The 22995-nt window shown below is 70.1% G+C and carries 25 protein-coding genes; 12 read left to right on the top strand and 13 right to left on the bottom strand.

Features of this window, described 5'->3' with window-relative positions:
- Positions 1–19 precede the first annotated feature (19 nt).
- The 3 genes from MUG96_RS05955 to MUG96_RS05945 are packed head-to-tail and all read right to left on the bottom strand — an operon-like array spanning position 20 to position 2758.
- On the bottom strand, positions 20–565 hold the full coding sequence (locus MUG96_RS05955; RefSeq protein ID WP_256465434.1) for a Mut7-C RNAse domain-containing protein: 546 nt from the start codon (positions 563–565) through the stop codon (positions 20–22).
- The gene (gene polX / locus MUG96_RS05950; protein WP_246987410.1) at positions 562–2301 is read right to left on the bottom strand and encodes a DNA polymerase/3'-5' exonuclease PolX; all 1740 of its coding nucleotides are present in this window, start codon (positions 2299–2301) and stop codon (positions 562–564) included. The genes MUG96_RS05955 and polX overlap by 4 nt, the downstream gene beginning before the upstream one ends.
- A 1-nt stretch (position 2302) precedes the next feature.
- A complete protein-coding gene (locus MUG96_RS05945) occupies positions 2303–2758 on the bottom strand; it encodes a DUF5788 family protein (protein ID WP_246987409.1) in 456 nt (151 codons plus the stop codon).
- A 152-nt stretch (positions 2759–2910) separates the two neighbouring features.
- On the opposite strand from MUG96_RS05945, the gene MUG96_RS05940 reads away from it, so the two are divergent.
- The 5 genes from MUG96_RS05940 (at position 2911) to MUG96_RS05920 (ending at position 7094) form a co-directional block, all read left to right on the top strand.
- Positions 2911–3831 carry a rhomboid family intramembrane serine protease gene (locus tag MUG96_RS05940; protein ID WP_246987408.1) on the top strand — a complete coding sequence of 307 codons (921 nt, stop codon included), beginning with the start codon at positions 2911–2913 and terminating at the stop codon, positions 3829–3831.
- Position 3832: 1 nt separating this feature from the next.
- Positions 3833–4636, top strand: a complete 804-nt coding sequence (locus MUG96_RS05935; RefSeq protein WP_246987407.1) for an endonuclease V — start codon at positions 3833–3835, stop codon at positions 4634–4636.
- Positions 4637–4660: 24 nt separating this feature from the next.
- Entirely contained in the window at positions 4661–5488 is an 828-nt protein-coding gene (locus MUG96_RS05930; protein WP_246987406.1) for an SDR family oxidoreductase, read from the top strand.
- Positions 5489–6814 carry a glycerate kinase type-2 family protein gene (locus tag MUG96_RS05925; protein WP_246987405.1) on the top strand — a complete coding sequence of 442 codons (1326 nt, stop codon included), beginning with the start codon at positions 5489–5491 and terminating at the stop codon, positions 6812–6814.
- 79 nt (positions 6815–6893) lie between these two features.
- Positions 6894–7094 carry a hypothetical protein gene (locus MUG96_RS05920; protein ID WP_246987403.1) on the top strand — a complete coding sequence of 67 codons (201 nt, stop codon included), beginning with the start codon at positions 6894–6896 and terminating at the stop codon, positions 7092–7094.
- Here the strand turns inward: MUG96_RS05920 and MUG96_RS05915 are convergent, their stop codons facing one another.
- From MUG96_RS05915 to MUG96_RS05900, 5 genes are all read right to left on the bottom strand, one after another.
- Positions 7095–8219 carry an ArsA family ATPase gene (locus tag MUG96_RS05915; RefSeq protein ID WP_246987401.1) on the bottom strand — a complete coding sequence of 375 codons (1125 nt, stop codon included), beginning with the start codon at positions 8217–8219 and terminating at the stop codon, positions 7095–7097.
- A gap of 47 nt (positions 8220–8266) precedes the next feature.
- The gene (locus MUG96_RS05910) at positions 8267–9178 is read right to left on the bottom strand and encodes a hypothetical protein (RefSeq protein WP_246987399.1); all 912 of its coding nucleotides are present in this window, start codon (positions 9176–9178) and stop codon (positions 8267–8269) included.
- A complete protein-coding gene (locus MUG96_RS05905; RefSeq protein ID WP_246987397.1) occupies positions 9175–10392 on the bottom strand; it encodes an outer membrane protein assembly factor BamB family protein in 1218 nt (405 codons plus the stop codon). Before MUG96_RS05905 ends, MUG96_RS05910 begins: the two co-directional genes overlap by 4 nt.
- Before the next feature lie 75 nt (positions 10393–10467).
- Complete coding sequence (locus MUG96_RS24125; protein ID WP_443984563.1) at positions 10468–10623, bottom strand: DUF7563 family protein; 156 nt, start codon at positions 10621–10623, stop codon at positions 10468–10470.
- Positions 10624–10759: 136 nt separating this feature from the next.
- Positions 10760–13249 carry an ATP-dependent DNA helicase gene (locus MUG96_RS05900; protein ID WP_246987395.1) on the bottom strand — a complete coding sequence of 830 codons (2490 nt, stop codon included), beginning with the start codon at positions 13247–13249 and terminating at the stop codon, positions 10760–10762.
- A 97-nt stretch (positions 13250–13346) separates the two neighbouring features.
- On the opposite strand from MUG96_RS05900, the gene MUG96_RS05895 reads away from it, so the two are divergent.
- Positions 13347–14813, top strand: coding sequence for an aryl-sulfate sulfotransferase (locus MUG96_RS05895; RefSeq protein WP_246987393.1), 1467 nt, complete (start codon positions 13347–13349; stop codon positions 14811–14813).
- 95 nt (positions 14814–14908) lie between these two features.
- On the top strand, positions 14909–16171 hold the full coding sequence (locus tag MUG96_RS05890; protein ID WP_246987391.1) for an MFS transporter: 1263 nt from the start codon (positions 14909–14911) through the stop codon (positions 16169–16171).
- On the opposite strand, the gene MUG96_RS05885 is transcribed toward MUG96_RS05890, so the two are convergent.
- Positions 16168–17265, bottom strand: a complete 1098-nt coding sequence (locus tag MUG96_RS05885) for a pyridoxal phosphate-dependent aminotransferase (protein WP_246987389.1) — start codon at positions 17263–17265, stop codon at positions 16168–16170. The two genes, MUG96_RS05890 and MUG96_RS05885, sit on opposite strands and share 4 nt — an antisense overlap.
- A gap of 110 nt (positions 17266–17375) precedes the next feature.
- Here MUG96_RS05885 and MUG96_RS05880 point away from each other — a divergent pair, with 110 nt between their 5' ends.
- The 4 genes from MUG96_RS05880 (at position 17376) to MUG96_RS05865 (ending at position 19785) form a co-directional block, all read left to right on the top strand.
- Positions 17376–17816: a hypothetical protein gene (locus MUG96_RS05880; RefSeq protein ID WP_246987387.1), complete on the top strand. Its 441-nt coding sequence runs from the start codon at positions 17376–17378 to the stop codon at positions 17814–17816.
- Positions 17817–17912: 96 nt separating this feature from the next.
- Complete coding sequence (locus MUG96_RS05875; protein WP_246987384.1) at positions 17913–18449, top strand: CinA family protein; 537 nt, start codon at positions 17913–17915, stop codon at positions 18447–18449.
- Between the two features lie 65 nt (positions 18450–18514).
- Complete coding sequence (locus MUG96_RS05870; protein WP_246987382.1) at positions 18515–19159, top strand: MBL fold metallo-hydrolase; 645 nt, start codon at positions 18515–18517, stop codon at positions 19157–19159.
- Between the two features lie 110 nt (positions 19160–19269).
- Positions 19270–19785: a metal-dependent hydrolase gene (locus MUG96_RS05865; protein ID WP_246987380.1), complete on the top strand. Its 516-nt coding sequence runs from the start codon at positions 19270–19272 to the stop codon at positions 19783–19785.
- On the opposite strand, the gene MUG96_RS05860 is transcribed toward MUG96_RS05865, so the two are convergent.
- Positions 19782–20516 carry a PHP-associated domain-containing protein gene (locus tag MUG96_RS05860; protein ID WP_373222106.1) on the bottom strand — a complete coding sequence of 245 codons (735 nt, stop codon included), beginning with the start codon at positions 20514–20516 and terminating at the stop codon, positions 19782–19784. The genes MUG96_RS05865 and MUG96_RS05860 overlap by 4 nt on opposite strands.
- 154 nt (positions 20517–20670) lie before the next feature.
- Between MUG96_RS05860 and MUG96_RS05855 the strand changes: the two genes are divergently transcribed.
- Positions 20671–20976: a DUF7565 family protein gene (locus tag MUG96_RS05855; protein WP_246987376.1), complete on the top strand. Its 306-nt coding sequence runs from the start codon at positions 20671–20673 to the stop codon at positions 20974–20976.
- 136 nt (positions 20977–21112) lie between these two features.
- On the opposite strand, the gene MUG96_RS05850 is transcribed toward MUG96_RS05855, so the two are convergent.
- The 3 genes from MUG96_RS05850 to ftsZ form a co-directional block, all read right to left on the bottom strand.
- A complete protein-coding gene (locus MUG96_RS05850) occupies positions 21113–21550 on the bottom strand; it encodes a transcription elongation factor Spt5 (protein WP_246987374.1) in 438 nt (145 codons plus the stop codon).
- 5 nt (positions 21551–21555) lie between these two features.
- A complete protein-coding gene (locus MUG96_RS05845; protein ID WP_246987372.1) occupies positions 21556–21723 on the bottom strand; it encodes a protein translocase SEC61 complex subunit gamma in 168 nt (55 codons plus the stop codon).
- An 82-nt stretch (positions 21724–21805) separates the two neighbouring features.
- Entirely contained in the window at positions 21806–22966 is a 1161-nt protein-coding gene (gene ftsZ, locus MUG96_RS05840) for a cell division protein FtsZ (RefSeq protein ID WP_246987370.1), read from the bottom strand.
- Positions 22967–22995: the final 29 nt, after the last annotated feature.

The raw sequence follows: 22995 nt of genomic DNA, 5'->3' as shown, positions 1-22995 counted from the left end.
CGCGGGGGACGATCCGACCTCACTCGCCGTCCAGACCGTCGAGCCGGGCCGCCACGTCGTCCCAGTGGCTCCCTTTCCAGAACCACTGGTCGCACTCCCGACAGCGCCAGCAGTCGACTGCGGCCGGGTCCGGGGCGTAGTCCGGCGGGTCCGGCGCCCGCCCCGCGCCCGCTGGGTCGGCCGTCGTCGTCCCCTCGACCGGTTCGACCCGCCCGTTACAGCGGCCACAGCGCGTCGGGCTGTCGTCGAGTTCGAGTCGAAAGCCCGCCGCCCGGAGTTCCCGGAGCTGGTCGTCGATATCCTTGCTCGTTAGCAGCACCGAGTCGCTCCGGCGGTTCGCCAGCCGCCGGTCGCGGGTCAGCAGGGTCCGCCCCTCGCTCCGGGCGATTCCCAGGATCCGGTTGTCGGCCTCGACGCCGCGGTCGAGCGCGTACGCGGCGTCGAAGCCACACATCCGCAGGTACGTCGCGAGTTTCCCGAGCATCACGTCGAGCAGGAGCCGTCCCCGGATACGCTCGGGGTCGTCCGTCTCGGGGTCGCTCGCCCCGGGACTGCCACCAGTCATTCCAGGAAGTCACGGACGCCGTCGGCGTCCCGGGCGTTGAGTACGTCGCCGGCCTCGGCCCAGCCCCGGCGCGCCGTGTGGACGCCGTAGCGGATATACGAGAGGCTCCCCGGCTGGTGAGCATCGGTGTTGACGGCGACGGTCGCGCCCGCTTCGATAGCCGTCTTGACCGCGCTCCCGTCCAGATCGAGGCGGCGGGGGTCGCTGTTGACTTCCAGCGCGACTCCCTCCTCGGCCGCGGCCTCGGCGACGGTCGCCACGTCCAGATCCAGCCCCTCGCGCTGGTTCAACAACCGTCCCGTCGGGTGGCCGAGGATGTCGACCTCGGGATGGTCGATGGCCGCGAGCAGGCGCTCGGTCCCGTCGCCCGAGAGGGCGGCGTGCGGGGAGGCGACCACGCAGTCGAGGTCGGCGAGCACGTCGTCGGCCACCGAGACACTCCCGTCGGCGCCGACGTTCGCCTCGACGCCGGCGACGAGGTCGATGTCGACCGACTCGTCGACCGCCCTGATTTCGTCGAGCTGGTCGCGCAGGTCGTCGTCGGAGAGGCCGACGCCGCCGACCATCCCCGGCCCGGTCGCGTGGTCGGTGATCGCGAGGTAGTCGTGGCCGAACGCGGCAGCGCCCTCGGCCAGCTCCCGGACCGTGTTCCTGCCGTCGGACCACTCCGTGTGCGTGTGGAGGTCGCCCCGGAGGTCGCCCTCGTCGAGCAGGTCCGGGAGGCGTCCCTCGGCGGCGGCCGCGACCTCGCCGCGGTCCTCCCGGAGTTCCGGGGGAATCCACGGCAGGTCCAGCGCCGCGTACATACTCTCCTCGGTGCGGCCCGCGACCCGCTCGCCGACGCGCTGGCCGGCGTCGGCGTCCGCGACCTCGGACACGTCGAACGTCCCGTACTCGTTCATCTTCAGGTCTCGTTCGATGGCGCGGTTCCTGACGGCGACGTTGTGGTCTTTGCTCCCCGTGAAGTACTGGAGCGCGCTGCCGAACTCCTCGGTGACGACGACGCGGAGATCGACCCGGAAGCCGTCGGTCCGCAGGCTGGCCTTGTTCGTGCCGGCCTCGATGACCGTGTCGGCGGCCTCCCAGTCGGTGAACGCCGCGACGACCGCCTCGTCGTCCGCGCTGCCGACCAGCACGTCCACGTCGCCGATGGTCGCGCGCCAGCGCCGGATCGACCCCGCCAACGCGACTTCGTCGACGGCGGCCACGTCCGCGAGATAGTCCCGGATGCGCTCGCCGTAGGGCCGGGCCTCGGCCAGCAGTTCCCGCCCGTGGGCCTCCCGGGCGAAGTCTATGTTCTCGCGGATTTTCTCCTCGGTCTTCGGGCCGAACCCCTCGACCTCGCGGATTTCCTCGTTCTCGGCCGCGGCCTGCAGGTCGTCGAGGTCCGTGATTCCGAGTTCCTCGTACAGCGTCCCCACGGTCTTGGGGCCGACGCCCTCGACGCTCGTCAGCGCGGCCATGTCGACGGGCAGGTCCGCCCGCAGTTCTTCGAGTTCCTCGATCTCGCCGGTCTCGACGTACTCGACGATCTTCGACGAGATGGCGTCGCCGACGCCGTCGATCTCCCCGACCGCGTCCTGTCCCTCGGCGGCGAGGTCCTCGATGGCCCGGGAGTGGGCGCGGACGTTCTCGGCGGCCCGGCGGTACGACCGGGGCTTGTACTCCACGTCCTGGGCCTCCAGGAGGTCGGCGAACTCCTCCAGCAGGCCGGCGACCTCCTCGTTGCGGGCCATCTCAGTTCCCCCCGCGACCGACGCCGACGCCGCCGCTGCTCGCGTCCTCGTTGCCGAGTGCCTTCTGCAGGAACCGCATCCAGCGCTTCCGGTCGGCGGTCTCCTGGGCCTCGACCTCCCGTTCGAGGTCGGTCGGCCCCAGCTGTTCGAGGGCGTTCAGCGCGCGGTCGATGCCGATGATAGCCTCGACGAGATGCTCGCCTTCCTCATAAGAGATGTCGCCCTCCTCCAGCCGTTGCTTGCGCTGGAGGCGCTCGCGCCGGAGGTTCTTCTTGGCGCGTTCGACCCGCTCGCGCTCGCCCGCGGGGACGGTGTCGCGCTTCTTGATCTCGAAGACGAACGCCTGGAGGTCCACGTCCTCACCCTGGACCTCGATGGTCTCCGGGATGTCCGCGCCCACCGTCGCACCCTCGCGCTCGGTGCGCTCGATGAGGCCTTTGCGCTCGAACTCTTTCACAGTGAACAGTCGGGGCCGGAGGCTCAAAACAGTGCCGAGGCCGGCAGTCACGGGCGGGGTGCGAATCGGCCCGGAACCGCGTGCCAGCCCCGTTTTCCGGGGCGGACACAGGTGGGGAAAGCCTTTCCCGCGCGGTCACATACGGCTCGCCAATGGCGAAGTGTGACCAGTGCGGCAAAGAGGAGAACATGCCGTACCAGTGTCGTCACTGCGGGGGGACCTACTGTGCCGACCACCGCCTCCCCGAGAACCACGGCTGTCCGGGCCTGGAGAACTGGAACGACCCGGACAAGGTGTTCGACAGCGGCTTCGACGACTCCGTGAACCAGCGCGGCGGCGGGAGCGGGAACGTGCTGAGTCGCATGGGGGTCAACACCGGCCCCGGCGGCGTCTTCGGCTACTTCCGGGGCAACATGACCTACGTCTTTCTCGGCGTCATCTGGGTCGTCTTCCTCCTCCAGCACGTCGTCCTCCTGACGCTGGGAGAGAGCGCCCACAACGCCCTCTTCGTGATCTCGCCACAGCATCCGGAGTACGTCTGGACGTGGGTGACCTCCATCTTCTCGCACTCCCCCTTCGGCTTCTTCCACATCGCCGGCAACAGCATCGTGATCTACTTCTTCGGCCGGATCGTCGAGCAGTACGTCGGCTCCCGTGACTTCGCGCTGCTCTTTCTCGGGAGCGGCGTCCTCGCCGGCCTCGGCCAGATCGCGATCCAGGCCTACCAGGGCATCGGCGTCGGCGCGCTCGGGGCCTCCGGCGCCGCGCTGGCGATCATGGGCGTCCTGACCGTCCTGAACCCCAGCCTCCGGGTCTACCTCTACTTCATCCTGCCCGTCCCGCTGTGGCTCATCACCATCGCCTACGCCGGCCTGACGGCCTTCGGCATCCTCGGGTTCGCCGGCGGCGGCATCGCCCACGTCGCCCACGGCGTCGGCCTCGTCATCGGCCTGGCCTACGGCCAGCGCGTCAAGGACAAGCTCAGCGCCCCGTCACAGCTCCAGCTCGGCGGCGGCATGGGCGGCCGCGGTCCGGGTGGCCCCGGCGGCCCCGGCGGCCGCGGCCCCTTCTGACATGGAGCCCGTCCACCCCGAGTTCGTCCCCGACGCGAGTCTCGACCGCGAGGCGATGGAAGCCCTCCAGCGCGACATCGCCGACCGCGCGGTCTTTGCCGACGACTTCGCGTTCGACCCCGCCGGCGTCTGCCGGGAGCGCGACGCCGGGCAGCAACGGCTCGGCGACGCGGCCGGCGAGGCGTCGGCGGACCGGCCCGTCGTCGTCGGCGTCGATCAGGCCTTCCTCGACGACGACCGCGCGGTGAGCGCGCTCGTGGCGATGCGGGGCGGCGAGGTGGTCGAGCGGGTCCACGCCGTCGCGCCGACCGAAATCCCGTACATCCCGGGCCTGTTGAGCTTCCGTGAGGGCGGCGCCATCCTCGCCGGCTTCCGGGAACTCTCCGTCGACCCGGACCTCGCGGTCTTCGACGGGAGCGGCCGGATACACTTCCGCGAGGCCGGGCTGGCGACCCACGTCGGCGTGACGCTCGACCTGCCGAGTTTCGGTATCGCCAAGAACCTCCTCTGTGGGGAGCCCGAGGCCGACACTGCGGGGCTGGCCGCCGGCGACCGCGTCGCCATCGCGGCCGACGCGGACGTGACCGCGCCCGCCGGAACGACCATCGGGTACGCCGTCCAGACGAAACAGTACGACTCCCCGAACCGCCACGTGAATCCGGTGTACGTCAGTCCGGGCCACCGCGTGAGCGCCGAGACGGCGGCGGACTTCGCCCTGGCCTGTACGGCCGGCTACAAGCTCCCGGAGCCGACGCGGCGGGCCGACGCCTACGCCGACGAGGCGAAAGATATCGTCGGGACTTAACTGCTGGCGGTCGAGAGAGCGGGTATGACAGCGAAGACGGTGCTGATCACGGGGTCTTCATCGGGGATCGGTCGCGCGACGGCGAAGGCCTTCCACGAGGAGGACTGGACGGTGTACGCGACCGCCCGCGACACCGACGACGTGGCGGACCTGGCCGAGGAGGGGTGTGAGACGGCCGAACTCGACGTGACCGAGGACGACCAGATCGAGTCAGTCGTCGACCGCGTCGTCGACGAGCAGGGGAGCATCGAGTGTCTGGTGAACAACGCCGGCTACGCCCAGTTCGGCGCGGTCGAGGACGTGCCGGTCGAGGCGGTCCACGACCAGTTCGACGTGAACCTCTACGGCCCCCACCGGCTCACGCGGGCGGTCCTCCCGCACATGCGCGAGCAGGGCGACGGGACCATCGTCAACGTCTCCAGCGTCGCCGGGCGGATCTCGACGCCGGGCCAGGGCGTCTACGCCGGCTCGAAGTTCGCGCTGGAGGGGCTGACCGACGCGCTCCGCAACGAGGTCGACGACCACGGGATCGACGTGGTGCTGGTCGAGCCGGGTCCCACCTCGACGAACTTCGACGACCGGGCGACGGCGGAACTCGACGGCCGGCTGGACCGGTCGGGTGCCTACGACGACCTCTACGAGTTCTACGAGCAACAGCGGCTCTTCGGCGGTACAAGCGCCATCGCGGGGGAACCGGAGGAGGTCGCCGAGGTCATCCGGGAGGCGACCTGTTCGGCCGACCCCGAGGCGCGCTACCCGGTCGGCGGGCAGGCGAACCTGCTGCTTCTCACACGGTTCGTCCCCGACCGCCTGCGCGATACGGTCTTCCGCTTCGCCAGCAAACTCGTCTAGATGATCGCGAACCGCGACGCGCTCGCCGACTCGTCAACCCACCGGACCGCGCTCCACTGCGTCGAGGCCGGCATCCGCGCCGCGGCCCCGGACAACGTCGTCCGCGAGCGCCTCGCGCTCGACGGCGACCACCTGCTGGTCGACGGGAACGCCTACGACCTCGACGAGTACGACGAGGTCGTCCTGGTCGGCGGCGGGAAGGCGGCGGCGGGCGTCGCGGCGGCCGTCGAGGACCTGCTCGGCGACCGCCTGACCGGCGGCGTCGTCGTGACGAACGACCCGGAGCCGACGGATCGCATCGCGGTCGTCGAGGCGAGTCACCCCGTCCCAGACGCGGCAGGCGTCGACGGCGCCGAACGGGTCCGGGAGACCGTCGCGGCGGCCGACGCGGGGACGCTCGTCCTCGCCACCGTCACGGGCGGGGCGAGCGCGCTCCTCCCGGCACCGGCCGACAGCGTCTCGCTCGCGGACCTGCGAGCCGTGACCGACGCCCTGCTCGACAGCGGCGCGACCATCAACGAGATCAACGCCGTGCGCAAGCACTGCTCGGCGCTCAAGGGCGGCCTGCTCGCCCGCGCGGCGGCGCCCGCGACCGTCGTCGGCCTCCTGTTTTCCGACGTGGTCGGCGACGACCTCGCCGTGATCGGGAGCGGGCCGACGGCACCGGACCCGACGACGTTCGCCGACGCCGCGGCCGTCCTCGACGAGTACGGCATCGACGCGCCCGCGGCCGTCCGGGAGCGCCTGGAGGGGGGCGCGACCGGCGAACTCGCGGAGACGCCGACAGCGGACGACGCGTGTTTCGACCGCGTGACGAACCACGTCCTCGCGAACGGGTGGACCGCGCTCGACGCCGCCCGCGAGGCCGCCGCCGACGCGGGCTTTCGGACGCTCGTCCTCTCCTCGCAGGTCGAGGGTGAGGCCCGCGAGGCCGCCCGCACGCAGGCAGCGGTCGCGACCGAGATCGCGGCGACCGGCAACCCAATCGAGCCGCCCGCGGTCGTCCTCTCCGGCGGGGAGACGACGGTGACAGTCACGGGCGACGGCCGGGGCGGGCCGAACGCGGAGTTCGCGCTGAGCGCGGCCCGCTCGCTCCCGGCGACGGCCGTCCTCGCGAGTGTCGACACCGACGGCGAGGACGGAGCCAGCGGCGCGGCGGGCGCCCTCGTCGACGGCGACACCGTCGACGACCGCCGCGCCGCCACGGCCGCGTTGCGGAACAACGACGCCGCCGGCTACCTCGACGCCCGCGACGCGCTGATCGAGACCGGCCGGACGGGGACGAACGTCAACGACCTGCGGGCACTCGTCGTCACGAAGTCCTGACACACGCCGGCGGCGTGACGACGGCTTGCCGCCGGCCCGAACCCGGGCGATTTTTGCGGCCACGCCACCGAACGCGGGTATGAATCTGGGAATCGACGTCGGCGCGAACCCACCGACCGCCGTACTGGGACTCCACGTCCTCGTCGGGCTGGCGTTCGTCGCACTGGGTGTGCAAAACGTAATGAACGGGCGGCCGCTCGGCCTCCTGCTGAACGGCCTGCTCGGGGTCCTCATCGCCGGCGTCGGAATCGCCGCCGCGCGAATCCTCGCGCGACGGTAGCTACGCCAGGCAGGCCGCGACCACACGAAGGAGGTTCTCGCCGCGGACCTCGTCGGCGAACAGTGGGACGCGCCTGACCTCGTGACCCCGGAAGAGGTCCTGTGCCTCCCCCAGCGCGCGCTGCTGGACCTGCCAGCGGCGCTGGCAGAACTCGCAGTCGTCGAGGTCGGGCGAGACGAACCAGTCGCCCTCCACGTCGGCGATATCGGCGAGGTCCTGCATCACCCGATTGACGACGACGGTCCCGACCGGGATGCCAAAGTCCTCTAGCTGGCCGAGCATCCGCTGGGACTCCACGACGCTCAGTTCCTCCGGCACCATCACGATCCGGAAATCGGTCCGCGTTGGGTCCCGGAGAACCGTCCGGAGCCGCTCGATCCGCTCGCGGAGAACCTCCATGTCCTGCAACTCGGCGCCCGCGTCCTCGTCGTCGTCGCCGCCGAACATCCCGGTGAGGTTCTCGAAGAGGCCGCTCATGCGCTGGCGGAGCGTGAGCAGGCGGCCGAGCATCGAGTCCATCAGCTCCGGCAGTTCGAGCAGGCGGAGCGTGTGACCCGTCGGCGCCGTGTCGATGACGACCCGGTCGAAGCGGTCGTCGTCGAGATACTCCAGCAACATCCGCATGGCCGCGGCCTCGTCCATGCCCGGCATCGGCCCGGAGAGGGGGTCCACCGACTCGGCGTCGGCGTCCTGCTCTGGCCCCGCGCCCGCCTGGCCGCCGGGTCCGCCGGGGCCTGCGCCGCCCGGGCCGGCACCGCCCATCCCGCCGCCGAGTAGTTTCCCCAGGCCGCCCAGTCCACCCATGCCGCCCTCGGCGTCGAAGGGACCGTCCCCGACGGCGGCGTCGGGGTCGATTTCGGCGGCGTAGAGGGGGATGTCCTCGCGGATGCGGGCCGGTTCCGCGGGAATATCGGTTTCGAGCGTGTCCGACAGCGAGTGGGCGGGATCCGTCGAGACGACGAGCGTGGCGGTGTCGTCGCGGGCGCTCGCGAGCGCGGTCGCGGCCGCCATCGTCGTCTTTCCAACGCCACCCTTCCCGCCGTAGAGGACGTACTCGGCGGCGTCCACGCCGCGGGGCACCGCCTCGTCGTCGATCTCCTCGACGGGCTCGACCTCGATGTCCATACGCGACGGTTCGTCCCGGGACTTGTGTACTTCCCGGTCTCGCCCAGTCAGGCGTCCGACTCCTCGTCCGACGTGGGCGGACAGTCATCGCTCTCGTCGGCCGTGCCCGGGCCGTCGCCGCTCCCCGCGGTCACGTCCGCGTCCGGACCGTCACCGCCCGACGTAGCCCCGGACTCGTCGCGCTCGGCGACAGCCAACCGGCGGCAGACCGTCGCCACGACGCCCGCGTGCAGCGCCGCAACTGCGCCGCTCCCGACCGGGCCGACGACCGGCACGCTCGTCAGCAGGTGGTTCGCGACCCCGACGACGAGGACGACGCCGAACAGCGCCCAGCCGTGCCCGCGGGCCCGGCGCCAGCTCCAGCCCAGCGCCGCCCGGATGCTATCCCCACGAATCACCCGTCCCGGAAGCGGCACGAGCCGGACGGCGACGACGAAGAAGCCGATCAGGAGCGGGAGGCCGAACAGGACCGCACCCCCCTCGAAGGTGATCCGGCCGGCACCGAGCCACAGCACCGCTACGAGTGCGCCGTAGCGCAGGACCGCCGGAGCCGTGAGGTCGACCTCCAGCAGGGTCGCGAGCGCGTAGACGCTCGCGGCGACGACGGCGAGGTACTTCGCGAGGACGAGACCGACGGTCCAGGCGAGCCACCGCGGCGTGAGGTTGAGGAGGGCGGACGGCGGCACCCGCGCCCGTGACTCGACGGCGACGGCGACGCGGAACGTCGCCGCGATGCGTCCCTGCTCGATACCCTCGTACCGAACGGTCGGCACCGCGTCGTGGAGCAGGAGCCAGTCGACGCCCGCGACGACGAGACCGGCGAGCAGGCAGGCGACGAGCGCGCGGGGGTGTGCCGCGAGCCGGTCGCGCGCGCCGGAGAGGACGGCGGCGGTCGAGAACCGCGGCGAAGACGACGAGACGGGGCCGGACGCCTCGACCGCCGGTTCGTCGGTGCTCATGATTCCTCCAGCGCGTAGACGTACTCGTTCCCGACGGCGTAGAGGGCGTCGCCGGCGAGCGCCGCCGGCGACCACGGGAGCGGGTCGTCGTTCGGCTCGAACCGCCAGCGGACCGACCCGTCTGCGGCGTCGACGCCCGCCAGCCCCCGGTCGCGCTCGGGGACGTAGACGACGCCGTCCGCGACCGCCGGCGGGGCGAACCGCGGCTCCGACGCGGGGACGGCCGGACTCCGCCAGCGTTCGGTGCCGTCGGCGGCGTCGACCGCGACGAGGAAATCGTCGTCCTCACCGCGGAAGCCTCCGTAGGCGACGCCGTCGGCCAGCGCGACGGCACCGCGGTCCCGGTAGAGATCGTCCGGTGCGAACTGCCAGCGGACGGTGCCGTCGTAGGCCATCCCCGCGAGGCCGTCGTCGGTCGCGACGACGAGCCGGTCGGTGCCGGCGGTTACCCCGAGCGCGAGAGTGTCCGGGACCTCGTGGCCGAACCGCCGCTCGCCGGTCTCGAGATCGTACCCGACGACGCCGGTGGGGTAATCCGCGGCGTAGACCACGCCCTCGTGGACGACGGGGCGGGACGAGTCCGTCCCGGCCCGCCAGCGGACGCGCCCGCTGCTGGCGTCGACGGCGAGCAGCCCGCCGGCCGTCGCGAACAGGAGCGTTTCGCCCGCGGCCACCGGCGGGGGCTGCTCGGGCGTCGCGTTCGGGAACACCGGCGTCCCGCGGTCCTGCGAAATAGACCACCGTTCGACGCCCGCCTGGCTGCCGAACAGGTCGAGTCCGCCGTTGGCGTGGAGGCCGCCGATGCGCCCCGACTCGACGACGCCGAGCGTCGGCGAGGTGTACGCCCGCGCCGGCGCGAGGGCGGCGGCGGTGCCGAGGTCGCGGTTGACCCGGAAGCGGTCGCGTCCGGTCCCGGCGTCGAAAACGCGCAGGTCGTCGCCGGCGACGTACACGCGTCCGTCGGCGACGACCGGCGTCGCACCGTAGGCGAACCCGCGGTCGGAGTCGACCGGGCGTTTCCAGCGGACGGCGACGCCGTCGCGTGGCGGTCGCGCGTCCGGGGCGTGGCTCCGACCCGCCGGGCCGTGCCGAGCCATCGGCCAGGCCGACCCGGAGCCGGCGGACGAACTCGCGAGTGCGGTGCCGATGCCCGTGCCGACAGCGAGCGTGCCGGCGGCTGCGAGGAGGCGTCGGCGAGAGAGCGCGGGGACCATCGGCCGACCGGTGCGAACGCGACCAGAATAATCCTTGTGTGAGAGCGATGCGGCGACCCCGGACGACCCGGGGCGTCAGGAGCGTGAGGAGCGTGCCTCGCGAACGTCGTTGCCGTCGCGGATCTTGTCCTCGCAGTTGGGACAGACCCGCGGACCGTCGTGTACCTCCGGTGTGAACACCCGTACGTAGTCTTCAGTCACGAAAGAACCGCAGTTCTGACACTCGGGCATCATCGGGAGGGGAGTGAGCACGGCAAATAGGCTTTCTGAATCCGTGCAACGCTCGCCGGCAAATCCCTGCTCGAAGCGACCCTACCGGCCAAATTATCCGGTTCAGGCTCGTCACCACGGGCCACGGTGACACGGCTCAGGCCGGCGGGTCGTGGTCGGCCCAGAAGGCGGTGAACTGGTCGGCGAGGAAGTCGGGCGTCATCCGAACGAACTCCGCGCGCTCTGCGGGGGAGAGGTACTCGTGGACGGAGTGGACGGCGTCGGGCGTGTAGCGCTCGCCGACGAAGATTCGGACGCCCACCTCGTCGGTCCCGCGGATGACCCGGCCGATAGCCTGCCGGGCGCGCCGGACCGCCGGCACTGTCAGCGCGTACTCGAAGGCGTTCTCCTCGCCGAACGCGCGGCCGTAGGCCGCCCGGACCGCCCGGACTCGCGGCGAGCCGATGTTGACCAGCGGCACGCCGACGACGGCACAGGCGTGGAGTTTGTCGCCGTCGTAGTCGACCCCCTCCGTGAGCGTCCCGCGCGTACTCGTCACGAGGACTTTCCCTGGCCCGTGGAAGAACTCGCGTTTCAGGTCGTCGGTGGCCTCGTTCGAGGAGGACTCGTCGACGAGCACGTCCTTCTCGACCACCTCGCGGAGGTAGTCGCCGGCCCAGGCCGCCTCGCGGTAGTTCGGCATCGCGATCATGACGTTGCCCGGGCTCCGCGCGACCGTCCGGAGGACCTGCTCGTACTCGTCGCGGACGCGGTTGCCGTGGTCCCGGACCGGGTCACCGCGGTTGCGCGCGGTGTAGGCCGTCGCGTCGACCAGCCAGCTCTCGCGGTTCTCCTCGGGAAAGGTCAGCCCGTAGCTGCGCGTCGTGATGGGCCTCCCGGGGTCGTCGTCGTCGGCCGCGACCCCGCCCGTCCCCGTCCGTTCGAGCGCGTCCAGCCCGGAGACGCGCGTGAACACGTCGATCGGTTCGAGCGTCGCACTCATCAGGACACCGCCGCCGAGTTCGTCGAAGACCGAGCGCAGCGCCTCGGCGGGCATACAGTCGTACAGGAGGAGGCCGGCGGTGTAGACCGTCTGCCAGGGGTGGGCAACGGCGTCGCTGTCGGCCGGCGCCGCCTCCAGTTCGACCTCCCGGAAGTGGGTGACGTGGTCGCGCTCCCACCACTTATGGATCGTCGCGCCGACCGCCGGCGCGACGCACTGCCGGCCCTCGCCGAGTTCCTCCAGCGTCCGGTCGACGGCCACGCCCACCCGGTCCAGCGTCCGCCAGACGTCACCGGTGTAGCCCTCGCCTTCCGCCCACTCCGTCAGGTCGTCGCGCTCCTCGTGCTCGGGGTCACGGAGGGGTATCTCGCGGGGCTCCTCGGGCAGTTCGTCGGGGCGCTCCCGCCAGGTCTCGCCGAACTCCTCGTCGAGGTGGGCCGCGACGCGCTCGGTCAGCCACCGCACCACGTCGTCGTAGAACTCCCGGGCCCGCTCCACGGCGTCGAGCGTGACCTCGTGAGTCGCGAGCAGGTCGTCGACCTCCGTCTCGTGTTCGCGGCTCTGTCGGGCCAACTGGAGGAGCTGGGTGCAGTCGTTGCGGGCGCGGACGAGCGTGTGCCGGCCGACGCGGTCCGAGAGGAGATCACGGACGCGCTCCTCCAGCCGGTGTGCCTCGTCGACGATGACGAAGGTATCCTCGTCGAGGGCGTCCTGCACGAGCGGCCGGGAGCCGGGGTCGAACAGGTGATTGTAGTTGCCGACGACCACGTCCGCCTCAGAGAGGAGGACGCTCATCGCTCGGTGGGGGCAGGTCCCCCGCTCGGTCGCGGCGGGCAGGAACTCCTCGCTCGTGAGGACGTTGTGCCGGCCGGCGGTGAAGTCGACGGGCGAGCCCTTGTTCCGGGCGTACCAGTCGGCCTCGAACGGACAGTAGAGGGGTTCGTCGTCGTCCACCTCGGTGGGCGCGCTCGGCTGTTCGCGGCGGTAGGGCGACGTCGCCCCGGCCGTCGAGAGCCGGTCGTCGGTCAGCGTCTCGAACTCGCCGGCGTCCTGCCGGGCGGCTTTCACGAGGTCGCTCGCCTTCCCCGGGTCCCACCAGGTCTCCTCGTCGTCGTCACCGCCGACGGCGGCGTCGGCGGCCGCCACACTGCTCTCGGTCCCGCCGCCGTCGGCCTCGACGAGGCGCGCGGTGGTCTCCCGGAGGTCCTCACAGCGGTCGTGGACGGACGAATCGCGGGGGAACACGTCCTCGCGGCCGTAGGGACAGAGGTCGCGTTTGCCCACGAGGGCGATGCCGTCCATCGGCTCGTCGAGACCGGCGTTGATGGTCCGCAGGTCGTCGACGAACTGCTGGAGTTGCTGTTTGACCGGCGTGACGACGACGACGCGTTCGTAGTCGCCCGCGCGAACGAGCGTCGTCGCGGCGGTGAGCGCGGCCATCGTCTTTCCCGTCCCGCAGGGACCCTCCATCGCGAGGAAGCCCTCGGCGCGGCCGGCGTCGATGGCCGACTCGATGGCGTCGGCCTGGTTCGCGTAGGGCTCGTCGAACCCGAAGACCTCGCGCCAGGCCGGCGGCTCGTCGTCCGCTGCCCGACTCGAACCACCTGCCTCACCCGATGTCGCCGGGTCCCGGTCGCCGCTCATGTCGTGTGCGGAGGTGGGGTCCTCCTCGCGTATGAACCTCCGGATTCCGGACGGGAGTCCAGAAGAGATATATTCCGGCCGCCGGACTCTCGGGTCGATGAGGTTCCCGCGGAGTACCGTTTTCGTCGCGCTGGGCGTCGTCCTCCTGACCACGACCCTCGTCGCGAGCGCCACGACGGCACCGACGCGCGAGGTGGCCCGCGACGGGAGCGCGGTCCTCGCGAGCGACAGCCGGACGACGACGACGGCAGCGAACGACTCGGCCGACCCCGGCGGCGTCCTCGTCGCCATCCAGGGTGGCGGGCCCCAGTGGCAGCGCAACGGGCAGGTCTACCTCCTTCGGGACGGCGAGCGGATCTGGAGCGTCAGCGACCGCGACAGTTACTTCGACGCGACGAGGATGGACAACGGCAACGTCGTCGCCGGGTTCCACAACAACGACTACGAGTCGGGCTGTGACCCCTACGATCCGCCCTGTACCAAGACCGGCTTCCGCGTGATCGACCCCGACGCCGAGGGCGGGCCCGCGACGGTTTCGGAGTACACCTTCCCCATCCGGTCGCCGACCCACCGGGAGGTCCACGACGTGGAGCCGATCGGTGAGGATAGCTTCGTGTTCACCGACATGGAACACGAGCGCGTCGTAGTCGTCTCCGACGGCGAAGTCGAGTGGGAGTGGCGCGCCGCGGAGTCGGGCTTCTACGACGCTCCGCCGGATCCCACGACCACCGACTGGCTCCACATCAACGACGTCGACTACCTCGGCGACGACCGCTTCCTCGTCTCCGTCCGGAACGCGAACCAGATCGTCGTCATCGAGCGCGGCGAGGGCGTCGTCGACGTCATCAACGAGGACCGGTCCGCGGAGAACGACGACGCCTGTGACATCGGGGGGCAGCTCCAGGACTACGACGGCGACGGCGAGATTCGCTGTGGGAACCCCGACGTCATCGACCACCAGCACAATCCCCAGTGGCTCGGTGACGGGGCCATCCTCGTGGCCGACAGCGAGAACGACCGGATCGTCGAACTCCACCGTCAGGACAACGGCACCTGGCGGCCGGCGTGGGCCCTCGAAGAGGCCGGAGACCTCGGCCTCGATTGGCCCCGTGACGCCGACCGCCTCCCCAACGGGAACACGCTCGTCACCGACTCGCTCAATACGCGCGTCTTCGAGGTGAACCGCAGCGGCGGGGTCGTCTGGAGCAACAGCACGGATCTGATCCCCTACGAGGCCGATCTCCAGCCCGAGGGGGAACTCACGGGCCCGTACACGCCCAACGCGACGGCGGAGAGCGACGGCGGGGCGATCACGAACGACACGGACGCGACCGACGGGACGAACGCGACGACGACCGCGAGCGACCCGGACCTGCGCTACGAGCAGTCCGAGCGGGTCCAGACCAGCGACGACGACGTGCCCGTCCTCTCGCTCGCGCTGGTCGGCATCCGGGCAGTGTTCCCGAAACTCCCGTTCTGGTTCGGCGAGCTCCAGCTCGTCCTGACCGCGCTCTCGCTCGGCCTGATCGCCGGCGGCGGGATCGACCGCTACCGGAACGGCTGAGCGGGCCGCGTGGCGCTCCGACAGACCCTTGAGCGAACGGTCCACAGGAACGGGCGTGTACTGCCAGCCGAGCGACGAGTGGTACGGCGTGACCGATGAGCGGTGACGACGGAGCGACCGGGGCGCTGGCCCGACTGGCCCCGCTCCGTGGCGGCGGTCGCGGCTGGGTGCTGGCGACGGTCGCCGCCGGCTGGTTCGTCACGCTCGGACTCCGGTTCGTCATCCCCGCCCTGCTGCCACAGGTCAAGGACACCTTCGGCGTCGACAACGCGGCGGCCGGCCTCGCCGTGACGCTGATCTGGCTCACCTACGCCGGGATGCAACTGCCCGCTGGCACGATGGTCGACCGCGTCGGCGAGCGGCGCCTGCTGACGGCGAGTCTGCTCGTCGCCGGCACCAGTCTCGTCACGTTCGGGTTCGCGCCCAGTTTCGCCGTCTTTCTCCTCGCGGCCTCGCTGTTCGGCCTCGGGACCGGCCTGTTCGGCCCGCCGCGGGGGACGGTCCTCTCGAACACCTTCCGGGAGAACGACGGCGCGGCGTTCGGCCTGACGCTGGCCGCGGGGAGCGTCGGCGCCGCGGCGCTCCCGTTCGTCGCCACGCAACTCAGCAATCGCGCCGACGACCTGTTCCCCGGCTGGGCCGGCTGGGAGGTCGCGCTCGCGGCCTTCGCGCCCGCGTTCTTCGTCCTCGCGGCCGGGGTCTGGTGGGCCGTCCCGAACCGCGAGCGCCGCGACTCGGCCGACGGTCCGGCGGCGACCGACGGCGGCAGGACGGTCGGTGCCGTCGTCGACGCCGCGACCCGACGGACCGTCCTCGTGGCGGCCGTCGGCGCCGCGTTCATGCTCTTTACCTTCCAGGGGTTGACCGCCTTCTACACGACGTACCTCGTCGAACGGAAGGCACTGACGGCGGGGACTGCCGGCGCGCTGTTCGCGGTGCTGTTCGTGGCGGGGGCGGCGTTCCAGTCCGTCGCCGGGCGGGCGGCCGACCGCTACGGCCACGGGCGGGTGCTGGTCGCCATCGCACTCCTCGGCATCCCGCCGCTCGTGGCCCTCCCCTACGTCGAAGGGGCGCTCGCGCTCGGTCTGCTGACGGTCCCGATGGGGGTCCGGCTGGCGGTCGGGCCCGTCGTCAACGCCTACGTCGTCGCAGCCATCCCGCCGGCCGTCCAGGGGACGACGTGGGGCCTCGTACGGACGGCCTTCTTCGCGCTCGGCTCGACCGGCTCGGTCGCGGTCGGCGTCTTCGCCGACGCCGGCCAGTTCGACCTCGCGATGATCGGCCTCGCGGTGCTGACGCTCCCCTCGGTCGCGATATTCGCGTTCCTCCCGGCACGACACACCGAAGCGACGGTCTAGAAGTAGTCGGCCAGGCGCTCGGCGGCCTCGGCGGCCCGCGGCGTCACCAGCGCGAACCGGAACCAGTCGGCGCGTGACTCGCCGAATGCCTCGCCGGGCATCCCCGCGACGCCCGCCTCGTCGATCAGGCGCTCGACGTTCGCCATCGTCCCCGGGAACCCCTCGAAGCGCGCCATGACGTAGAAACTCCCGCCGGGGTCGGTGTACTCGGCACCGGCGTCGTCAAGCGCGTCCGTGAACGCGGCCACGCGGTCTTCGAGCAGACGCCGATTCTCCGCATAGTACTCGGGACCGGTCTCGCGGAGCGCACGGTAGACGGCGTACTGGGCCGGGCGGCTCGCGGTGACGTTCGTCAGCATATGTCGAGTGGCGACCCGTTCGACCAGTTCCGAGGGGTAGACCCCGTAGCCGACCCGAAAGCCCGTGATCGCCATCGACTTCGAGAAGGAGTTGGTGACGACGCGGTGCGCGGAGTCGACCGCGAGCGCGCTGGCGAACTCGCCGGTGAAATCGAAGTGGTCGTACACTTCGTCGCTGACGAGCAGAGCGTCGTGCGCCTCGGCGACGGCGACGAGGTCCCGCATCGTCGCTTCGGGATAGACGGCGCCGGTGGGGTTGTTCGGACTGTTGACGACGACGACGGCCGTCTCGTCGCTGGCGGCCTCGCGGACGCGGTCGGGGTCGAGCTGGCCGTCCGGCTCGACGGGAACGTACCGGCTCCGGGCGCCGAGGAGGTTCACCCGACCGGCGTAGTACGGGTACACCGGGTCGGTCAGCAGGACCTCGTCGCCGGGGAAGCGGTCCAGCCCCTCGACGGTCGCGAGGTGGTTGGCCTCCCCCGCCCCGCTGGTGACGATCACCTGTTCGGTATCGACGCCACGGCGCTCGGCGATCTCCGCCCGAAGCGCCGACAGCCCCTCGCTGGCGGGGTACTGGAACTCGGCGGGGTCGGCCTCGGCGTAGTCGGAAAGCGCCGACCGCAGCGCCGCCGGCGGCTCCCAGTCCGGGTTCCCGCTCACCATGTCGACGACGTCCCGGTCGGCCGCGTCCGCATACTGCATCACACGGAAGAACTGCGGCTCCTCGTAGTCCATACTCGCGCTCGGACCGCCCGAAACGAGTGTCTTTCTACCCAGTCGTGTCAGACAGTAATGTAGAGGGACGGCCAATCTGCTTATTGCCGATACCACTCCAATTTTCAGCTATGAAAACACCGGCACTCGGAAACAAGCCGTCCCCTCAGCATATCGTCTGGACGACGGGCAGAGGGTCGAAAACGAAGCGTTTCCACGAGGGGTACCTGCGGAAGTGGTGTCGGCACTTCGGTTTCGATTTCGAGACCTACAGCCGCGTTGACCACGACCGGGCCGAGGAGTCCCGCGAGCAGTACCAGGTCGTGTTCAGTTACGCTTCGGGCGGCGGCGACGACTTCGAGTTCGGCGGGGAGGAGTGGGCAATCGATGCCGGGAAGCGGCCCCGGACGTTCGTCGAGATCGACGAGGACGGGCTCATGCGCCTGCAGGGCTGGTCCGTCGAGCGCATCCTCGACGTCGAGGCCCTCTCCCACCGCGGCCCCGAACTGATCGTCGAGGCCGTCGGCGAGGAGAACCGTCAGCGGTTCGACGCGCGCGAACTCACGGCCTGAGAGAGCGCCCGACGCGCGGGAGCTCGGGGGACGAGTGCGAGCGACTCGTCCCCGGTCGGCGGTGTTTTCATACCCGGTCGGGCCGTCCGCTCCCCCATGCACCAGTTCGCCGAGGACTCACCGATAGAGCGCCGCGTCGGCGACGCCCTGACCGACCGCGAGGAGACCGTCGCCGTCGCTGAGGGACTGACCGGCGGGCTCGTTGCCGCCCTCCTCACCGACCGACCCGGCGCCAGCGCGTACCTCGACCGGGCGCTCGTGCCGTACTCCTACGACTCGCTCCGTGAGTTGCTCGCGCTCGACCGCGAACGGCTCGACGCCCACGGCGTCGTCAGCGAGCCCGTCACCGGCGACATCGCCCGGGCCGCCCGCGACACCGCGAACGCGACCTGGGGGCTAGCCACCACCGGCGTCGCCGGCCCCGACGGCGGTTCAGCCGAGACCACGGTCGGTACGGCGTTCGTCGGCGTCGCTTACGCCGGTCCCTGGGGCAGCGAGTCGTCGACGACGACGGTGGCCCGCTACGAGTTCGACGGCGACCGCGCGGCCGTCCGCGAACGGGCCGCCCGGCAGGCCCTCCGTGACCTCCTCGCGCAGGTCGACGAGCGCGAGGGCGCCGACGCCGACGAGTGAACCGCGTTCGCGGACCCACCGGCGGAGCCGAACGTATTTACAGTCCGCTCTCGACGACTCTGGCCATGCCGACCGAAATCGTGGACGGCGTTCACGACCTCACGGTGCGTGACGACGAGCACGGACGGCGGTACCGCGCGTACCTCGTGGACGACGACGTACCCGCGCTGTTCGACGCCGGATTCGCCGACACGACCGACGCGCTGTTCGACGAGATCGCCGCCACGGGCCTGACCCCGGAGCGACTGGTCCTCACCCACGGCGACCCGGACCACGTCGGCGGGTACGACGCCGTCGTCGACCGCTACGACGTCGAGACGTACGTCCCCGAACAGACCGACCTGTCGACCGATCACGACGCCACGCACCGCTACGCCGATGGCGACGGCATCGGCGGGTTCGAGGCGATTCACGTCCCGGGACACGCACCCGACCACCACGCGCTCGTGAACGAGGAGACCGGCGTGCTAATCGCCGGCGACGCCCTCTCGGGCGCCGACCTCAGGGGCTTCCCGCCGGGCTATCTCCTGCCACACGCCGCCGTCTACGCCGAGGACATGAAACGGGCGGAACTGAACCTCGACCGACTGCTTGCCTACGAGTTCGACGCCGCACTCGTCTACCACGGAACCGCCGTCACCGAGGACGCACGGGCCGTACTCGACCGATACGTGAATTTTCCGGGCCGTCCGGACAGCCCCGTCAAGTGACCGCCAGGGGACGTCCGTGAGCGCAGGGCCGGTGAGAGTGATACCTCCCCGAAAGTCCGGGCAACGACACAGGAGAAAATCTTTCCATCGGCCGCTCCTGTCGCCGGTAGATGAACAAAGACGGGCACGTGCTGAACGCCGTGTTGTTGAGCATCGGTCTCGGGTACATCCTCGAACCAGCCGGCGACCTGACGACCTTCCGCACCATCGCGGAGGTCATCATCCCCGTCACGCTCGGGGCGCTCTTTCCCGACGTGGACTCGGCGTTCGGCAAGCACCGCAAGACCTTCCACAACTTCCTCGTCCTCGGCGTCTTCCTGGCCTACCCCTACTTCTTCGGCAACCTCCAGTTCGTCTGGATCGGCGTCGCCACCCACTTCGTCCTCGACCTGATGGGGACGAAACGCGGCCTGGCTCTCCTGTACCCCTGGGAAAAGGAGTTCGACCTCCCCTTCGGCGTCCCCGTCAGCAGTTCCTACTCGAACCTCGTCATGCTCATCATCACGGCCCTCGAGCTGGCCGTCATCGCCGTCGTCCTGCTCTATCTCCCGGAGTACGTCCCTGCCGGCCTCCTCGAGAGGGGCACCGCGGCCGTCGGCAACGGAACCGTCGCGTTCGGCAGCTAGTACAGCCGCACGTCGTCGAACGCCCCACCGTAGGCGATGTGCCCCGGGTGGGTCGGTTCCGTCCCCTGGAGGTACACCCGGTCGAACTTCTTCCACGTGTTCTCCCAGCCCAGATGGGCGAACTCCAGTTTACACCGCAGTCGGTGCCGCAGTCCTTCGCGTCGCTGGATCGTCCGGGACGCCCCACGTTTCACCGCATCGACCACGTCCGCCTCGCTCTCGACCGGGTCGTGGAACGTCGTCCAGGCCTCGCCGACCGTCCGCCGAAGGTGGGCGTACGACGAGGTAAAGGCCGGCTTGTCCACCTCGCGGGCGATCTCCTTCGCCCGGCGGTTCTGCCACGACCAGTGTTTCGGGTTGTATATCTCGACCGCGTCGATCACGTCCGTGTACTCCCGAATCGCTTCCCGGTCCAGGCTCACCGACAGGAACTCCGGATGTGGCACCAGCACCGCCGCGTCCTGTCGCCCGAGTTCCGCCATCGTTCCTTCGAGGGTCAGAAAGTCCGGGACTGGATCTTCCAGCCCCACCGCGAGCACGTGTTTCCGGCGCCGCCAGTCGCCGGTAAACAGCTCCCGGGCGGGCACCACGAGCAGGTCCTCGTCGGAGAAGCGCCGCGCCCGCTCGCGGATCTCCGGCAGGCGCATGAAGTGGGGCGCGTAGACGAGGGCGTCCAGCCCGCGGGCTTTCGCCCGTTCGACGACTGCCTCGTCGAGTATCTTCACGTGCATGTCGACACGCGTGCCCGCCGTCGAGTCCGACCCGGCCATTCTGGAGGTCCCTTCCGCCGGTCGGGACATATGGATTCTGGTTGGCCGCGGCCCCGATTTCCGCCCGTCGATGCCCGGGAAACGGTTTTAACCCCGTGTGGCGTCACTGCCGACAATGCCACATTGGGTGTGTGCCATCGAGGGCGACGATATGCGCTTCGAGCGCGTCGAGGACCTCATCCTCCACCAGGCGACCGAGCACGACCGGATCGAGTGTCGCGTCTGCGGAACCGTCCTCCCCGACGGCTACTTCGCCATCCGTCACGCCTTCGAGGAGCACTCCCGTGCGGAGTACGTCCGCGCCTACGACGCCACCAGCGACGAGGTACGCCGCCGGGAACAGATCAAAGAGACCATCGAGGAAAACGCCGATATCAAGGAAGTCGTCGACCGCCTCGAAGGCAGTGGGCGTGGTGTCTAAACCCCACTTTTTACACGAGGGGGTGCGCTCGCGTTGCTCGCCCACCCCCTCCTGCAAAAACTTGGGGAAAAACTACCTCCGCGCTCACTCCGTTCGCGCGGAGTGAACCGGCGCGCTTCGCGCGCCGGATGCTGTGTTATCGTTCTTCAGAGTCGAGAACCCGAATCTGGTCCCCACGAACCGTCACGGGAATCGGGACCGTCGCCTCGTACAGTTCGACCGTCACCTGGTCCTTGGACTCGTCGATGCGCTGGACCTGTGCCTTCTCGCCCTTGAAGGGGCCGGCGATGAGTTCGACGATGTCCCCCTCGGCGATGCCTTCCACGTCGGGTTTCGGCGAGAGGAAGTGCTCGACCTCCGCGAGCGAACTCTCGCCCTGCACGACGCCGTTTGCGTGTGGAATCTCGTCGAGGATGCGCTCGAAGACGCTCGCGTCGTCGGCCTCGACCATCACGTAACTGGTCAGGCTATCGGGCGCGAGCGCCGCGTGGATCGACTCCTCCTCGCGGTTCATGATCATGTCCGCGACGGTGCGTTCCTGGCTGGCCGTGGTCTTGACTGCGTAGATTCCCATCGAGATCACCCGGGGACGAAACTCATGAACACGAAGATGATGAACCCGAGGATGCCGACCAGCAGGATGCCGGCTCCCGCGATCTTCGCGATCTGGGAGAACTCCTGCCACGACGGCGTGCTCGCGAGCTTGAGCACCCGAACGTAGGAGGTGAGGTCGTACGGAACTTGCATATGCGTGGTGTATCCGCTCCCCCTTTTTCTATCTATTGATGCGACCGACGAGCGGAGAAAAATCGAAGCGGCGACCGCAGCGTTATTCGACGTAGTCGATATCGTCGCCGAGGTTCTGGGCGGCCTGTTCTGCCTCGCTCTCGTTGTTGCCGTAGATCTGCGGGCTCTCGACGCCCGTGACGACGATCATCGTCTCCATCTTGCCCTCGAACTCCTGATTGACGGAGGCGCCCCAGATGATGCGCGCGTCGGGGTCGATCCGGTCGTAGATCTCCTCGACGACGCCCTCGGCCTCCTCGATGCTCATGTCGGGACCACCGACGACGTTGACCAGCGCGGAGTTCGCCCCCTCGAACTCCACGTCGAGCAGGGGCGACCGGAGCGCGGAGCGGATGGAGTCCTGGGCCTTGTTCTCCGAGTCGGACTCGCCGAGGCCGATCATGGCGACGCCGCCGTTCTCCATGATGGTCCGAACGTCGGCGAAGTCGACGTTGACCAGGCCGGGCTTGGTGATGAGTTCGGTCATGCCCTTGACCGAGCGCATCAGGACGCGGTCACAGATCTTGAACGCGTCCTGCAGCGGCATCGAGGGTGCGTAGTCGAGCAGGCGGTCGTTCGGAACCACGATGACCGTGTCCGAGACAGCGCGCAGGCGTTCGAGGCCGGCGTCGGCGTTGGCGCGCCGGCGCTCGCCTTCCGCAGTAAAGGGAATCGTGACGATAGAGATCGTGAGTGCGCCGGCCTCCTGTGCGGCCTGGGCGACGACGGGCGCGGCGCCCGTCCCCGTCCCGCCGCCGAGTCCGGCGGTGACGAACACCATGTCGGAGCCGTCGATGGACTGCTGGATGTCCTCGATGTTCTCCTGGGCGGCCTCCTCGCCGATCTTCGGGACCGACCCCGCACCGCGCCCGTTGGTGCGTTTCTTCCCGATGAGGATCTTCGTGTCCGCCTTCACCTCGTCGGCGAGGTGCTGGGCGTCCGTGTTGGCCGCGACGAGTTTCGCCCCGTGAATGCCCTCCTCCATCATCCGGGTGACCGTGTTGCCGCCCGCGCCGCCACAGCCGACCACGGTGATTTTCGTTTCGAGATCCTCCACGACGTCGGCCAGTTCCTCGTCGGTCATCTGACCCGACGTGGATACGTCGTCCGTCGCGGACGATCCGCCCGCGTTCGCGGCCTCCTCGCGGGGCTGGTCCGGCTCCTCGTCGGCATCCTCCATGGCGTCGTTGATAATCGAATCCATATTTAAATCGGGAATTGGGGACCAGCATT

Origin of the sequence: Halorientalis marina (assembly GCF_023028345.1) — an archaeon.
GTDB classification, from domain to species: Archaea; Halobacteriota; Halobacteria; order Halobacteriales; family Haloarculaceae; genus Halorientalis; species Halorientalis marina.
The sequence above is the reverse complement of the archived record's forward strand: the minus strand, read 5'-3'. Positions and strand labels throughout refer to the sequence as shown.

Bases quoted from the DNA above. Each gene is read 5' to 3' on its own strand.
- polX (WP_246987410.1), bottom strand. From the start codon at position 2,301: ATGGCCCGCAACGAGGAGGTCGCCGGCCTGCTGGAGGAGTTCGCCGAC.
- MUG96_RS05935 (WP_246987407.1), top strand. From the start codon at position 3,833: ATGGAGCCCGTCCACCCCGAGTTCGTCCCCGACGCGAGTCTCGACCGC.
- MUG96_RS05880 (WP_246987387.1), top strand. From the start codon at position 17,376: ATGAAAACACCGGCACTCGGAAACAAGCCGTCCCCTCAGCATATCGTC.
- MUG96_RS05865 (WP_246987380.1), top strand. From the start codon at position 19,270: ATGAACAAAGACGGGCACGTGCTGAACGCCGTGTTGTTGAGCATCGGT.
- MUG96_RS05875 (WP_246987384.1), top strand. From the start codon at position 17,913: ATGCACCAGTTCGCCGAGGACTCACCGATAGAGCGCCGCGTCGGCGAC.
- MUG96_RS05930 (WP_246987406.1), top strand. From the start codon at position 4,661: ATGACAGCGAAGACGGTGCTGATCACGGGGTCTTCATCGGGGATCGGT.
- MUG96_RS05955 (WP_256465434.1), bottom strand. From the start codon at position 565: ATGACTGGTGGCAGTCCCGGGGCGAGCGACCCCGAGACGGACGACCCC.
- MUG96_RS05850 (WP_246987374.1), bottom strand. From the start codon at position 21,550: ATGGGAATCTACGCAGTCAAGACCACGGCCAGCCAGGAACGCACCGTC.
- MUG96_RS05845 (WP_246987372.1), bottom strand. From the start codon at position 21,723: ATGCAAGTTCCGTACGACCTCACCTCCTACGTTCGGGTGCTCAAGCTC.
- MUG96_RS05910 (WP_246987399.1), bottom strand. From the start codon at position 9,178: ATGAGCACCGACGAACCGGCGGTCGAGGCGTCCGGCCCCGTCTCGTCG.
- MUG96_RS05900 (WP_246987395.1), bottom strand. From the start codon at position 13,249: ATGAGCGGCGACCGGGACCCGGCGACATCGGGTGAGGCAGGTGGTTCG.
- MUG96_RS05885 (WP_246987389.1), bottom strand. From the start codon at position 17,265: ATGGACTACGAGGAGCCGCAGTTCTTCCGTGTGATGCAGTATGCGGAC.
- MUG96_RS05940 (WP_246987408.1), top strand. From the start codon at position 2,911: ATGGCGAAGTGTGACCAGTGCGGCAAAGAGGAGAACATGCCGTACCAG.
- MUG96_RS24125 (WP_443984563.1), bottom strand. From the start codon at position 10,623: ATGCCCGAGTGTCAGAACTGCGGTTCTTTCGTGACTGAAGACTACGTA.
- MUG96_RS05920 (WP_246987403.1), top strand. From the start codon at position 6,894: ATGAATCTGGGAATCGACGTCGGCGCGAACCCACCGACCGCCGTACTG.
- ftsZ (WP_246987370.1), bottom strand. From the start codon at position 22,966: ATGGATTCGATTATCAACGACGCCATGGAGGATGCCGACGAGGAGCCG.
- MUG96_RS05890 (WP_246987391.1), top strand. From the start codon at position 14,909: ATGAGCGGTGACGACGGAGCGACCGGGGCGCTGGCCCGACTGGCCCCG.
- MUG96_RS05915 (WP_246987401.1), bottom strand. From the start codon at position 8,219: ATGGACATCGAGGTCGAGCCCGTCGAGGAGATCGACGACGAGGCGGTG.
- MUG96_RS05870 (WP_246987382.1), top strand. From the start codon at position 18,515: ATGCCGACCGAAATCGTGGACGGCGTTCACGACCTCACGGTGCGTGAC.
- MUG96_RS05925 (WP_246987405.1), top strand. From the start codon at position 5,489: ATGATCGCGAACCGCGACGCGCTCGCCGACTCGTCAACCCACCGGACC.
- MUG96_RS05855 (WP_246987376.1), top strand. From the start codon at position 20,671: ATGCCACATTGGGTGTGTGCCATCGAGGGCGACGATATGCGCTTCGAG.
- MUG96_RS05905 (WP_246987397.1), bottom strand. From the start codon at position 10,392: ATGGTCCCCGCGCTCTCTCGCCGACGCCTCCTCGCAGCCGCCGGCACG.
- MUG96_RS05895 (WP_246987393.1), top strand. From the start codon at position 13,347: ATGAGGTTCCCGCGGAGTACCGTTTTCGTCGCGCTGGGCGTCGTCCTC.
- MUG96_RS05860 (WP_373222106.1), bottom strand. From the start codon at position 20,516: ATGCACGTGAAGATACTCGACGAGGCAGTCGTCGAACGGGCGAAAGCC.